General features: G+C 62.5%; 14 protein-coding genes. 4 read left to right on the top strand and 10 right to left on the bottom strand.

Annotated features, from left to right (window positions below; all coding sequences use genetic code 11):
- Positions 1-6: 6 nt before the first annotated feature.
- Together pbpG and HNO82_RS06735 are read right to left on the bottom strand one after the other, a co-directional pair.
- Complete coding sequence (gene pbpG, locus HNO82_RS06740) at positions 7-1,107, bottom strand: D-alanyl-D-alanine endopeptidase (RefSeq protein WP_175343164.1); 1,101 nt, start codon at positions 1,105-1,107, stop codon at positions 7-9.
- Between the two features lie 416 nt (positions 1,108-1,523).
- On the bottom strand, positions 1,524-2,285 hold the full coding sequence (locus HNO82_RS06735) for a class I SAM-dependent methyltransferase (RefSeq protein ID WP_008327440.1): 762 nt from the start codon (positions 2,283-2,285) through the stop codon (positions 1,524-1,526).
- Positions 2,286-2,414: 129 nt separating this feature from the next.
- Between HNO82_RS06735 and HNO82_RS06730 the strand changes: the two genes are divergently transcribed.
- The gene (locus HNO82_RS06730) at positions 2,415-3,215 is read left to right on the top strand and encodes a helix-turn-helix transcriptional regulator (protein WP_008327439.1); all 801 of its coding nucleotides are present in this window, start codon (positions 2,415-2,417) and stop codon (positions 3,213-3,215) included.
- Positions 3,216-3,231: 16 nt separating this feature from the next.
- On the opposite strand, the gene HNO82_RS06725 is transcribed toward HNO82_RS06730, so the two are convergent.
- Positions 3,232-4,131 carry a DMT family transporter gene (locus HNO82_RS06725; protein ID WP_034350122.1) on the bottom strand — a complete coding sequence of 300 codons (900 nt, stop codon included), beginning with the start codon at positions 4,129-4,131 and terminating at the stop codon, positions 3,232-3,234.
- A 43-nt stretch (positions 4,132-4,174) separates the two neighbouring features.
- A complete protein-coding gene (locus HNO82_RS06720; protein ID WP_175343163.1) occupies positions 4,175-5,107 on the bottom strand; it encodes a histone deacetylase family protein in 933 nt (310 codons plus the stop codon).
- 360 nt (positions 5,108-5,467) lie between these two features.
- On the opposite strand from HNO82_RS06720, the gene HNO82_RS06715 reads away from it, so the two are divergent.
- Positions 5,468-6,031, top strand: coding sequence for a phasin family protein (locus HNO82_RS06715; protein WP_008327434.1), 564 nt, complete (start codon positions 5,468-5,470; stop codon positions 6,029-6,031).
- 86 nt (positions 6,032-6,117) lie between these two features.
- Here the strand turns inward: HNO82_RS06715 and HNO82_RS06710 are convergent, their stop codons facing one another.
- The 5 genes from HNO82_RS06710 to HNO82_RS06690 all read right to left on the bottom strand — a co-directional run bounded on the left by HNO82_RS06710 (position 6,118) and on the right by HNO82_RS06690 (position 10,795).
- On the bottom strand, positions 6,118-6,924 hold the full coding sequence (locus tag HNO82_RS06710) for a competence/damage-inducible protein A (RefSeq protein ID WP_008327433.1): 807 nt from the start codon (positions 6,922-6,924) through the stop codon (positions 6,118-6,120).
- A gap of 124 nt (positions 6,925-7,048) precedes the next feature.
- Positions 7,049-7,894 carry an EI24 domain-containing protein gene (locus tag HNO82_RS06705; RefSeq protein WP_008327432.1) on the bottom strand — a complete coding sequence of 282 codons (846 nt, stop codon included), beginning with the start codon at positions 7,892-7,894 and terminating at the stop codon, positions 7,049-7,051.
- Positions 7,894-8,880, bottom strand: coding sequence for a sterol desaturase family protein (locus HNO82_RS06700; RefSeq protein ID WP_008327431.1), 987 nt, complete (start codon positions 8,878-8,880; stop codon positions 7,894-7,896). Before HNO82_RS06700 ends, HNO82_RS06705 begins: the two co-directional genes overlap by 1 nt.
- A gap of 81 nt (positions 8,881-8,961) precedes the next feature.
- Positions 8,962-9,783, bottom strand: a complete 822-nt coding sequence (locus tag HNO82_RS06695; protein ID WP_008327430.1) for a polysaccharide deacetylase family protein — start codon at positions 9,781-9,783, stop codon at positions 8,962-8,964.
- Between the two features lie 28 nt (positions 9,784-9,811).
- Positions 9,812-10,795: a YVTN family beta-propeller repeat protein gene (locus tag HNO82_RS06690; RefSeq protein WP_034350116.1), complete on the bottom strand. Its 984-nt coding sequence runs from the start codon at positions 10,793-10,795 to the stop codon at positions 9,812-9,814.
- Positions 10,796-11,161: 366 nt separating this feature from the next.
- Here HNO82_RS06690 and HNO82_RS06685 point away from each other — a divergent pair, with 366 nt between their 5' ends.
- Together HNO82_RS06685 and HNO82_RS06680 are read left to right on the top strand one after the other, a co-directional pair.
- The gene (locus HNO82_RS06685; protein ID WP_008327428.1) at positions 11,162-11,518 is read left to right on the top strand and encodes an FKBP-type peptidyl-prolyl cis-trans isomerase; all 357 of its coding nucleotides are present in this window, start codon (positions 11,162-11,164) and stop codon (positions 11,516-11,518) included.
- A gap of 18 nt (positions 11,519-11,536) precedes the next feature.
- Positions 11,537-11,794, top strand: coding sequence for an acyl-CoA-binding protein (locus HNO82_RS06680; protein ID WP_008327426.1), 258 nt, complete (start codon positions 11,537-11,539; stop codon positions 11,792-11,794).
- 110 nt (positions 11,795-11,904) lie between these two features.
- Here the strand turns inward: HNO82_RS06680 and HNO82_RS06675 are convergent, their stop codons facing one another.
- Complete coding sequence (locus HNO82_RS06675; protein WP_175343162.1) at positions 11,905-12,885, bottom strand: 2-hydroxyacid dehydrogenase; 981 nt, start codon at positions 12,883-12,885, stop codon at positions 11,905-11,907.
- Between the last annotated feature and the right edge of the window lie 32 nt (positions 12,886-12,917).

The raw sequence follows: 12,917 nt of genomic DNA, 5'->3' as shown, positions 1-12,917 counted from the left end.
CAGAAATTAACCCTCGTCGGCCCGTACCATTTTTACGCGGGTCAGGTTGGGCTGGTCTTCCACCAGCCACTTGCGCATGCGCGTGGCATCGCCCACGTGAGACAGGCGGCCCTTGGAGTCCAGGAATACCATCACGATGGGACGTCCCTCGATACGGGTGTACATCACCAGGCAGTGACCGGCTTCGTTGATGAAACCGGTCTTTTGCAGGCCGATGTCCCACTCCTTGTTGGAGGTCAGGCGGTTGGAGCTGTTGTACTGCATGGCATGACCGCTGGGCTCGACCATGTACCTGGGATCGGTGGAGTACTGGCGGATGATCGGATAGTGATACGCCGCCACCACCAGCTTGGCCAGGTCGCGGGCGCTGGCCACGTTCTGGCTGGACAGGCCGGTCGAATCGACGTAATGGGTATCCATCATGCCCAGCGAACGGGCCTTGGCGTTCATCGCCGCCACGAAGGCCGGCAGGCCGCCCGGATAGTTGCGTCCCAGGGCCGAGGCGGCACGGTTTTCGGAACTCATCAGGGCAATGTGCAGCATGTCGTCGCGGCTGAGGGTAGCCCCCACGCGCAGGCGCGAGCTGCTGTGCTTCTCACGGTCGACATCGTCATCGGTGACGGTGAGCACTTCTTCCATGTTCTGGCGCGCTTCCACCACCACCAGTGCCGTCATCAGCTTGGTGACCGAGGCGATAGGCAGGGCGACTGAAGAATTCTTCTCGAACAGGACTTGCGAACTCGCCTCGTCGATCACCAGAGCGACATTGGAGCGCAGGGCCAAGGGATCAGGGGTGAGGTTCAGCCCGGCCAGGTCGCCCGCCGTCATCACCGGCGGCACCACCGGCACCGAAGGCGCGGCCGAGACACGCTGGTAGCTGATATGACGCTTGCCCTTGACCACACTGACCTTGCGAACCAGTTTTTCGCGGCTGTTCAGGGAGCCCTTGGCCACCGTCTTGCTGACGGCCTGGGCCGGGCGCTTGGCGACGACTTTCTTGGCCGGCGCTTTCCGGGCGGCATTGTTGACCGTCTGGGCGGCGGCAGGTGCCAAACCAGCGTGGATGAACAGTAGTGATGTGAAAATGGCCAGCGCTGATTTGATCATAGGTGGAACTCCCCCCAATTTACCCTGAAAGTACACAAGAGAAACGTTGGCAGTGTAGCAAAATGCAGATTTTTCGCAAGAGAATTAAGACGTTAGCGCGTTTTTTTAAACGCGTTTCTATCTCCGCGACCGATACGGTGCCCCACACTTTTTCGGGATTTTCCTGCAATTTTGCCGGGTTGGTGCTCGATATTTTTCGATTTTTATCAAGCAATTCCCAGGCCAACGAAACGAATTGGCCGCCAGTGTAGCTGTCAGCTGCTTGTCACAATCGCGATAACAGACGGCAATAGCTGTCCCAGATATTCGCTTTACGATGTTCTGGAGTGAACGGATAACGGGGGAATGTCACCTGACGTTGACGCCCCGCCTGCATCGGCCAGGGGCCGGGTGGAGCGTCGGCAGAGGTCGGTTGATCAGGGCTTGCGCACATCCAGCATGGCCACGTCGATGGAGAAGGAACAGGCCTGGTCCAGCGCGAAATAGTCCTTCACTTCAGCCGGAGCGGCCTGCCAGAGCGCGCGGATGGCGGTGATATGGTCTTGCGGAGTGCGCATGCGGGCCACCCAGGAGTCGAATTCCAGGCGCAGCTTCCAGGTCTTGTCGCTGGTGACGGCAAAACCGGCGGCCACCAGCAGCTTGCGCCAGGAGTGGAGGCTGATATTGCGGACGTGGGAGGTATCGCGCAGCAGCTCGATGGCCTGCACATAGGTATCGGCCAGGACATCGGCCGGGGCGGCGGTATCGATGACGATGAAGCGTCCGCCCGGCTTGAGCACGCGCAGCACTTCATCCAGGGCCTGCGGCAACTGACGCCAATGGTGGGCCGAGAAGCGGGTGCAAACCAGGTCGAAACTGGCATCGGGAAAATCCAGGCGGTCGGCGCTGCCCTGGCGTACCGCCAGATTGTCCAGGCCGCGCTCGGCGGCCGCGGTGGCGACGACGGCCAGCATCTCTTCGGACAGGTCATAGGCAATCACCTTCTCCACCACCGGCGCCACGGCAAAACTGGCGTGGCCGCCACCGCAACCCAAATCCAGCACCCGTGCGCCCGGCAGGGAAGCGGCGATCTGCGCCAGTTCCTGCAGGTCCGCGCCCTGGGCGTGGACGCTGCTGGTGAGATAGGCGGCGGCGGTAGTGCCGAACTGTTCGGTGACGACTTGCTGATGGCTGCGCATGGCGGGGCTCCGGGGCGATATGAAGGAAAACACAGCTGTGCTGTGGAGGAATCGCCAGTCTAGCGATTTCTTATCCTGTTACAAGTGAAGCATTTATACTATTACCCCGACCACCACCCTATCCGCCTCATGGAACCCGATCTCGCCCGCCGCGCCCTCGGCGACTTTCTCAAATCCCAGCGCGAACAGACCGCTCCGGCCCAGGCCGGCCTGCCGCACCTGGCCCATGGCCGCCGCCGCACACCGGGTCTGCGGCGCGAGGAAGTGGCGCAACTGTGCGGCATCAGCGTGACCTGGTACACCTGGATCGAGCAGGGACGCACCGATTCGGTCTCGCCCCAGGCACTGGCGCGCATCGCCGATGCACTGCACCTGCCACGCGCCAAGCGTGCCTATCTGTTTGAACTGGCGGGCAAGAAAGATCCGGCCTTGCCGGAGCAGCAGGCGGCCACGGTGGTAGCGCCGGAAATCCTGGAGGTGGTCAGCCAGTTCCGCACCCCCGCCTATCTGCTGGATCGCTACTGCAATGCGGTGGCCTGGAATCCGGCCGCCCGCAAGCTCTTCACGGGCTGGCTGGATGGCCGGGAAAAGCCGCCCAATCTGCTGCGCTTCATGTTCTCAAGCCCGGCCGCACGTAGCTTGACGGTGCAATGGGAACAGCGGGCGCGACGCCTGGTGGCGGAATTTCGGGCCGACAGCGCCAGCCTGCTGGATGATCCGGAACTGCTGGCGCTGGTGACGGAGTTGTCGGCGACCAGCCCGCTCTTCCAGCGGGCCTGGCATCTGCAGGATGTGGTCGAGCGCGAAGGCGGCGAGCGCCACTTCCAGCATCCGCAACTGGGGGAGCTACGCTATCACCAGGTCAATTTCCGCGTCGCCAACCGACCGGAGTTGAAGCTGGTGACGCTGATGCCGGCCAGCGCCGACTGAAGCAGGCCCGAGCTGCCTACTTGCGGACCACGAAGGCCACGCCGATCACGCCCACCAGCATGCCCAGCGCACCGATGAGGCTGAAGGCTTCGCCAAACATCAGCCAGGCCATGATGGCCGTGGTCGGCGGCGTCAGGTACAGCAGGCTGGTGACGCTGGTGGCGGCACTGCGACGGATCAACGCGAACAGCAGGAAGATGGCGCCAATGGACAGCGCCAGGATCGACCACAGCAGTGCGCCGATGAATTGCGGGGTCCAGTGGACGTTGCCGAGGTGCCAGTCCAACCCTTCGATGGCCACGGCAAAGGGCAGCACCACCACGATGGAGGCCATGAACTGGATCACGGTGCCGGTGCGCAGATCGAAGTGCGAGCAATAGCGTTTCTGGTACAGCGTACCGGCGGTGATGCACAGCAAGGCGAACACGCACAGCGCAATGCTGGCGGTGGACAGGCCGATCAGGGAAATCTTGTTGGCCACCACCAGCCCCACCCCGCACAGCCCGAGGGCCAGGCCGACCCACTGCCGACCGCGCACCGATTCACCCAGCAAGGGGGCGGCGAACGCGGTCAGGATGGGTTGCAGGCCGACGATCAGAGCCGACAGGCCGGCCGGCATGCCGATCTTGATGGCACACCAGACACCGGCCAGGTAACCGGCCTGCAGCAGCACGCCGGCCACGGCGACATGGCGGATACGACCATGCGGCCAGGGGGCGCGAAACAGCAGTACCAGCGGCAACAGCACGACCAGCACACCGGTAAAGCGCAGCAGCAGGAAGGTCAGCGGTGGCGCATACGGCAGGCCGAACTTGGCCACGATGAAGCCGGTACTCCAGATCAGCACGAACAACAAGGGCACCAGGCTCATCAGGAGCTGGCGAGGCCGGCGGGCACCGGCGGCGGATTGCATCATTTCTTTTCCATCAGCGGGCGCACGCCGGTGCGCCCGGGTCATCTCATCGTTCGCTCCAGCGGGCGGCATGGAGGCTGGCGAGTCTTATCGTTTGTATATGGACAGCCACGGTCTGTTCGATATCTCTTCCGTAACCGCCCGCCATCGTAACCGCAACCGGGATTTTGTGCTCGTGGGCGTAGCCGAAGACAGTTTCGTCCCGCGCCGCCAGGCCCGCCAGGCTCAGTTTCATCTTGCCCAGACGATCCCCCTCGTGCGGGTCCGCGCCGGCCAGGTAGATCAGCAACTGCGGCGCGAAGCGCTGTTGCAGCGTATGCAGGGCCAGGCGCAGGGCTTGCAGGTAATCGGCGTCGCCCACGCCATCGGGCAGGGCCACGTCGAGATCGCTCTGCTCTTTCTCGAATGGATAATTGTTCTGTCCGTGCAGCGACAAGGTGAATACGGATTCATCGCGCGCGAGTATCGAGGCGGTGCCATTACCCTGGTGCACGTCCAGATCGACAATGGCTACGCGCGCGGCACGACGTTCAGCCTGCATCAGTCGGGCCGCGATGGCAGCGTCGTTGAAGACGCAGAAACCGGCGCCATGATCGGCATAGGCATGATGGGTGCCGCCAGCCAGGTTGACGGCCAGGCCCTCGCTGAAGGCGGCGCGGCAGGCGGCGATGGTGGCGCCGGAAGACCGGCGCGAGCGTTCCACCATCTGCGGTGACCAGGGGAAGCCAATCTCGCGCTGCTCGGCAGATGTGAGTTGGCCAGCACTGGCACGGGCGATATAGTCAGGATGGTGCGCCAACGCCAGTTCGCCATCACTGGCAGGCTGGGCTTCGTGAAAATCCAGATCCGGTACGGCTGCCGCCGCGCCCTCACGGATCATCCGATACTTCACCATCGGGAAGCGGTGCCCCGGTGGCAAGGGCAAAACGAAGTGATCACTGTAGTAAGCCTTCACAATTTTTTCCCATCTTGTTTTCATGCTTGCCGCACCGCAACAAGAACGCTTGCTGCGCAGCGCAAACGATTGCGCGACGCGGAACGATAACCGCTTTTGATGCTGCAACGCAAAAGGTAGTCCGGAATGGCATCTCTTTTCAGAAAATCCTCAAAAATGCGCTAAGTCCTTGATTAGACTTGGATCAATTTTGAAGCGCTTTTCGTGATTCCCGCGCGATGAAACGTTTGACTTTATGCACGATTGAACTAGAATCCGTTTGTGCATCGCATCATATTCAAACAAGAAATTACATCGGAGATCCACCTTTCAACACTGATCGGTCCGTAAGCAATCACTGCCGCTGCCTTGTCATCAACCCATCAACGAGAAGGATGTTTCAACATGACGACCTACACCGAGCAATTTTCCGCTGCTGCCAAAGCCAACGCTGAAGCTCAAATCGCTTTGTTCAGCCAGCTGGCAAGCAAGACCTTTGAAGGCATGGAAAAACTGGTGGACCTGAACCTGAAGGCGGCCAAGTCCTCGCTCGAAGAAAGCCAGGCCGCAGCCCAGAAGCTGTTTTCGGCCAAGGATCCGCAGGAATTTTTCACTCTGACCAGCTCGCACGCCCAGCCGACGCTGGAAAAGTCGGTCGCCTATGGCCGTCACCTCAGCGGTATCTTCTCCAGCACCCAGGCTGAACTGACCAAGGCTGCCGAAGCCCAGATCGCCGAAGTCAACCGCAAGGTCGTGGCGATGATCGACGAAGTGGCCAAGAACGCCCCGGCTGGTTCCGAGCAGGCCATCTCCATGTTCAAGTCGGCCATCGGCAACATGAGCGCCGGCTACGAACAGTTCACCAAGAACGCCAAGCAGGCAGCCGAAGTGATGGAAGCCAACGTCACCAATGCCGTGGAACAGATGTCCCAGGCCGGTGCCAAGGTGACCCGCGCTGCCAAGAAGTAATCTTCGGGTTCGCCCGCAGAAAGCAATGCCCCGGTCTGGCCGGGGCATTTTTTTGACCTGCGTCTTCACCCGCGCTTGCCGTCGCCTCAGTTGCTGATCTGGAATTCGGCACGCAGCGCGCGCAAGCCTTCCTGCATCGTCTCGAAAGCCGGCTCCACCTGGGACGGGTCCCCCTTGACGCCCAGGTCGATGTGGCGGCGGGTCTGGTTGTCGCCCACGTGCGGCAGGCTGAACACCTTCACCAGCGGGAATTGCGCCTCGATGGCTTCCATCAGTGGCGTCAGGGTCGACTCCATCGCCTCGAACACCAGCATGGAGCGCTCGGCCCAGGCCTGGCGGTGGAACTGGTCGGCGTAATAGGTTTCCAGTACCCATTCGAACATCGGCCAGGCCATCACCGGGAAGCCCGGTGCAAAATAGTGCGCGCCGGTGCCGCTGGTGTTGTTGAGCCAGAAACCGGGGATCTTGTTGTAGGGGTTGGGAATGATGGAGGCGCCCTGCGGGAATTCACCCATCTTGAGACGATGCAGGTTGTCGGGGGCATTGAAGTCGGGCGTGGTGCCGGCTTCGCGGCCCATGTCGGCGATGCGCTCCTGGATCTTCTCCCTGGCCTCGGGGTGCAGGACCACCGGTACGCCCAGCGCCGCCGCGGCACACTGGCGGGTATGGTCGTCGGGCGTGGCACCGATGCCGCCGGTGCAGAACACCACATCGCCACTGGCCAGGGTGCGCTTCAAGGTGGCGGTGATGCGCTCGGGGTCGTCGCCGAGGTACTCGGCCCAGGACAGTTGCAGTCCGCGCTGGCCGAGCAACTCCAGGACCTTGGGAAAATGCTTGTCAATACGGCGGCCCGAGAGGATCTCGTCGCCGATGATGATGAGTCCGAATGCCATGAGTCTGTCTGCCCGAAAGGTTGATGAAACACTGCGGCGATTATGCCCGATTCAGGCCGCGGACGGATCGCCCTGCCCCGCCTTCGTCTCAGGCAGACGCCATCAAACCAGGGTCAAGGTGGCGTCAACGTGGCGTCACATCGATGACGTCCACCTGCGCTGGAGCATCGGGCGCCTGGCCGCTGCGGTAGCGCAGCAGCGCTTCCAGGCAGTAGAACTGGAACCACAAGCCGGTGAAGACGAACACCACCACATACAGCCAGATCGCCACCGCCGCCAGCGCGGGCAGCAAAATCACCGACAGCACCCCGCCCAGCCACAGTAGCGTGGGCGCCGCGCCGAGCGCACCGGCGATGGTGCCCACGGCCAGCAGCGGCCAGCGATGCAGGTGCAGCACGGCACGCCGTTCTTCGGTGCTGGCGTAGTCGGCCAGGGTGTCATAGGCCATCACCCGATAGGTCAGCCAGCCCCACAGCAGGGAATGGATCACGAAGGCCAGCGGCGGGATCAGGAATACCCAGATCGTGGCCAGCCACAGCACCGTGAAGACGGCGAAGCACCACAGCGAAGTCCAGAGACTGCCGGCTACGCTGCCGCCATGGCGCTTGTCCAGCATGGGATAGTGGCGGGTACCGATATGGCGGGCGATGGCCGGGATGGTGAACAGGCCCACGAATACCAGGGCGGTAAGGATCATCAGGGGCAGCAGCGTCCACATGGCAAGCAATGGCACCAGCACCGTCTTGAGCGCCCCCATGCCGAACCAGGCCAGCATGCCGCCGATCTCGCCGAACATGCCATGCGAGACGAAGTAGCCCTGCAGCCAGTCGATGATGGGTTGCAGCCCCAGCCACAGGCACACCGCCCACAGACCCAGCGAAACCACGAAGGGGAGCGCCGTCAGCCAGAGCATGCGGATATGCAGCTGCGCCAGCAGGGCGCGCCCGAAGGAGGCGATGAAAAGACGCATCAGCGGGGCTTCCTGCGGGTCAGTTCGACCAGGCGTTTCAAGCCCAGCCACTGCTGTGCCCAGAAGCCGCGTCCGTAGTCGCGGCCCTTGCCGGCCGGTGGCGGCAGCTGGTCGCGCACGCCGGTCATGGCGAAGCTCTGGCTGAAATGGGCGGTACGGAAGAGCAGGTCCCAGATCGATAGCAGCACCCCGAAGTTGTGTCCGCCCAAGGAGTTGCGGCCCCGGCTTTCATGCCCCACACCGATGGCGTGATGGGTGCGATGGAAGCGCGGCGACACCAGCAGGTATTCGCCCAGGCGGCCGAAGTGGATGCGCACGTTGGCATGCTGCAGGCTTTGCAGCATGCGCGAGAGCGAGATGAGCAGGATGTACTGCGAGGGTTCCACACCAATCACCAGGGCGATGAGACCGAAGATGATGTCGTGCACCAGGTTGTCCAGCATATGGTTGCGGTCGTCGCTCCACAGGTTCATGTTCTGCTGGCTGTGGTGCAGGCTATGCAGCGCCCACATCCAGCGCACATTGTGCTGGGCCCGGTGGTAGAGGTATTCAAACAGGTCCAGCACCACCATGTAGAGCAGGAAGCTGACCAGGGCGCGATCGGTTACGCCAGGCCAGATCTGGTCGAGATTGAAAGTGCCCCAGCCTTCCAGGTGCAGGGCGTCCTGAAGATAGGACAGCGTCGGATCCAGCAGCAGGAAGGCGAGGATGGGAATGATGCCCAGGCGCTGCAGCACGGTGTAGATGAAATCGTTCCAGCGCGCGCGCGGGTCGGTGATGGGATGGACCGGGATCATGGACTCCAGCGGGCGCAGAATCAGGAACAGGATCACCAGTTCACAGAGGCCCACCAGGACGAATTCGGTGCCGGTGAAGGCTTCCTCGACGAATTCGCCCATGCCGGTGAAGAACACCAGCGGTTGTACCAGGGTCTCGAAGAGCCAGCCCTGGACGGTGGCAAAGAGGTCGGAAATGGTCTGGATCATGGATAGCATGGATTCGGTAAGACGGTGCCGGCAGCAGCTCCCCTCCCCTGGGCCGGCGCCGGCTTGGACTGACGTGCGGGCTCAGTGTTCCTTGGCGGCGGCAAACAGGTGTCGGTAGGACGGATGATCGCGCAGGGTGGCAAAGCAGAACCCCTTCTGCTCCAGCCCGCTGATGAGCGGCTCCAGCACGGCTGGCGCCCACGGATCCTGGCGCGACCAGATGCCCATATGGGCCAGGAAGATATCACCATCCTTGAGTCCGGCGAGCGCTTTCTTCAACAGCATCTCGTTGGGAAACCTGTCGCTGGGCAGTTCATCGCCCGAAAAACCGGCCGGGGCCCAGGCCACGTGGGCATAGCCGCAGGCCTGTCCGGCCTTGAGCAGGTTGGGCGTCAGCCGTCCCCCGGGCGCCCGCCAGAGCGGATCGAGCTTGTGGCCGGTCAGTTGCTGGAAACGCTGGTCGACGCGCTTCATTTCCTCGCAATACTGGGCCGGCGTCCACTGTAGCTTCTTGCCGGCCTGGGCACCGAATTGCGGCCGCACCTCGATGCGGCCTTCGGGCAGGTCGCGCAGCACGTAGACATGGTCGAAGGTATGTGTACCGAAAGCGTTTCCCTCGGCCACCAACCGCTTCCACAAGGGCGCCCAGGCAGGGTCGAGGGAATAGTCGCCGTGGATGGTCTTCTCGTTGGCGAGGAAGAAGGTGGCCTTGATATGGTGGCGCAGCAGGGTCTGCTCGATCAGCTCGGCCTGGGACTGGCTGCCGGTATCGAAGGTGAGATAGATCCTGCCCTTGCAGGCGGGCACTTGCGGGCTTGCCGGTTGCGCAACGGCCTGCCCTGCCGCCAGGATGGCGAAGAGGAACAGGCCGCGCAGGGAGGGATTGACAGGACGCAGCGTCATCGGTCGGTCCTCCTGGCTGAGCAAGGCATTACAGGTCCGGGGCGCGGTTGTAGAGGTAGATGCCATGCGGCGAGCGGCCCACCGGAATCACCTTGGTCACCGAGCGGCTGGCCAGGTCGATCACGGCGACCTTCTTGCTCCAGCGCAGGGTGGTCCACATGGTCTTGCCATCGGCGGTCACTTCCATGCAGTCCGGCCCCCCGGGGACCTTGATGGTGCCGACGTTTTCCAGCGTCGTCATGTCGACCACGCTGATGGTATTGGCCACGCGGTTGGAAACATAGACGTAGCGCTTGTCACCCTGGCCACGGAAGTTGTGGGCGCCGACGCCGGTCTTGATCTTCTTGACCATCTTCTGGGTGCGCCAGTCGATCACCTCGACATAGTCGCTGCCCATGATGCCCACCATCAGGTACTTGTTGTCGGGGGTCATGATGATGCCGGCCGGTAGCTTGCCTACCGGCATGGTCCACTTGACCTGCTGGGTGGCCAGGTCGATGGCGCTGATCTGGTCGCTGCCCTGCTGGGTCACGAAGGCGGTAGTGCTGGCATTGTCAAAGGCGATGTGGCTGGGGGTCCGGGCCAGCGGGATGCGCCTGGACAGCTTCAGGTCGTGGCCGTCATAGCTGTAGACATCGACACGGTCCAGGCGCAGGCCGGTGGCGACGAACCACTTCTGGTCGGGGCTGAAGCCGATCTGGTAGGGATCGATGATGTCGCGCAGCTTGCGCTGCACGGCACCGGTCCTGGGATCGAGGAACAAGAGCTGGTTGCCGGTGGCGCTGGCCACGATCAGCGACTTGTTGTCCGGGGTGGCCATCAAGTGGTGCGGTTCCTTGCCCACAGAGAAGGTCGACAACTCCTTCTCGCCGGTTTCGTCCAGCAGCGACACCGATGCGTCACCGGAATTGAGCACCACCACCACGTTGGCATGGGCCGACACGGCCAAGATCGCCGAGACGCATGCTGCGCGGAAGGAAAGGGATAAAAGTTGGCTGAATCGACGCAACATGACGAACTTTACTCAAAAATGCCTGATCTATCGTGATAGGGCCTGTTCACACTTGATCTGCACATCTCGCAGATCAAGTGTGAACAGGCCACAGGGCACGTCCTCGGCTCTTAACGCTGGCTGACACGTTCCCGCTGACAGCCCACTGAGGCAATATGAAAAATTTCTAGATTTTTGGTTTACACTGCCTGCCGATCCGGTCGCATGACGCGCCGGGGCGGCCTGAAAGCCAGTCGCAGCACGCCTGCGGCACCTGATGCACGAGCTGGTGCGCAAGATGTTTCCGGTGGACATCCTGCGTCCTCAGCTTCGGTCAGGATACGGACGATCCGGCTGCCAACCCATCCCCTCACCGAAAGGAAACCGATGTCCACGATCACGACAGCTTCCGGGCTGCAATATGAAGAAATCAACGTTGGCGCTGGCGATGAAGCCAAGGCCGGCAGCCACGTCAGCGTGCACTACACCGGCTGGCTGCAAAATGCAGACGGCAGTGCCGGCAGCAAGTTTGACTCCAGCAAGGACCGCAATGACCCGTTCGCGTTCCCGCTGGGTGCCGGCCACGTCATCAAGGGCTGGGATGAAGGCGTTCAGGGCATGAAGGTTGGCGGTATCCGCAAGCTCATCATTCCGGCCGGCCTGGGCTATGGCGCCCGTGGCGCAGGTGGCGTGATTCCCCCGAATGCTACCCTGATCTTCGAAGTCGAACTGCTGGCCGTCTGAGCCTGAGGGAGGAGAGACATGAGCACCCTGCAAGAACAGTTCGAAGCCGCCGTCGCAGAATCCAAGACCCTGCCCGAGCGTCCCGACAACATGACCCTGCTGAAGATGTACGGTCTCTACAAGCAGGGCAGCAATGGCGACGTCCAGGGCGAACGCCCCGGCATGACCGACTTTGTGGCCCGCGCCAAGTTCGACGCCTGGGCCGCGCTCAAGGGCAAGCCACAGGCCCAGGCGCAGCAGGAATACATCGACATCTTCAATGAACTGAAGGGTTGATGCGGCCACGACGGCGGCCTCATCCAGAGGCTCCGTCTGCCGAAGAAGAAACGGGCGCACCTGGGATCAGGTGCGCCCGTTTTGCTTCAGGGCCGGGCTTGCTGGCCGCATCAGCGCGCAGCCACGTCGGGATTGAGCAGATTGGGCGGACGCTGGCCCGACAGCGCCGCAATCAGGTTATCGGCCGCACAATTGGCCATGGCCAGGCGCGTGGGCGTGGAGGCGCTGGCAATGTGGGGAGTCAGCACGACGTTGCTCAGGGTGAGGAATTCGGGCTTGAACGCCGGTTCATTCTCGAACACATCCACCCCGGCCGCCGCGATGCGGCCTTCGCGCAGGGCGGCGATCAGTGCCGCGTCATCGACGATGCCGCCGCGCGCGATGTTGGTGAGCGTGGCGGTCGGTTTCATCAAGGCCAGCTCGGGGGCGGCGATGGTGTGATGCGTCTGCTTCGAGTAGGGCAGCACCAGCACCACGTGGTCCGCCTGTTGCAGCAATTCTTCCTTGCTGACGTAGCGGGCGTTGTTGGCGCGCGCTTCCAGCTCGGGGGTCAGGCGGGAACGGTTGTGGTACAACACCTGCATGTCGAAGCCCAGCGAACGGCGGGCGATGGCCTGGCCGATACGGCCCATGCCGATGATGCCCAGCGTGGCGCCGTGGATGTCGGGGCCGACGAAGCTGTCATAGCTCCACTTCTTCCACTGGCCGGCGCGCAGGAAGTGCTCGGATTCGGTGATGCGGCGCGCCGCCGCCATCATCAGCGCCCAGCCGAAGTCGGCAGTGGTTTCATTCAATACATCGGGCGTATTGGTGGCCATGACGCCGGCCTGGGTGGCGGCAGCCACATCGATATTGTTGTAACCCACGGCCATGTTGCAGACCGCCTTGAGTTGTGGATTGGCAGCGAAGAGCGCAGCCGTCACCGGTTCGCTGGGAGTGGTGAAGAGGCCATCCTTGCCGCGGGCCTTGGCCAGCAGCTCATCGGCAGTGTAGATGCGGTCATCCTGGTTGGATTCGACCTCGAAGTGCTGTTCCAGGCGGGCCAGGACTTCAGGGAAGACGGCGCGGGCGACGAAGATCTTGGGTTTCATGCGGGGTCTCGTGGTCTGGTTTTCGTTATCGG

The organism is Herbaspirillum sp. C9C3, assembly GCF_013359625.1.
Taxonomy (GTDB): domain Bacteria; phylum Pseudomonadota; class Gammaproteobacteria; order Burkholderiales; family Burkholderiaceae_D; genus Herbaspirillum.
This window is presented reverse-complemented; position numbering and strand designations above follow the sequence as displayed.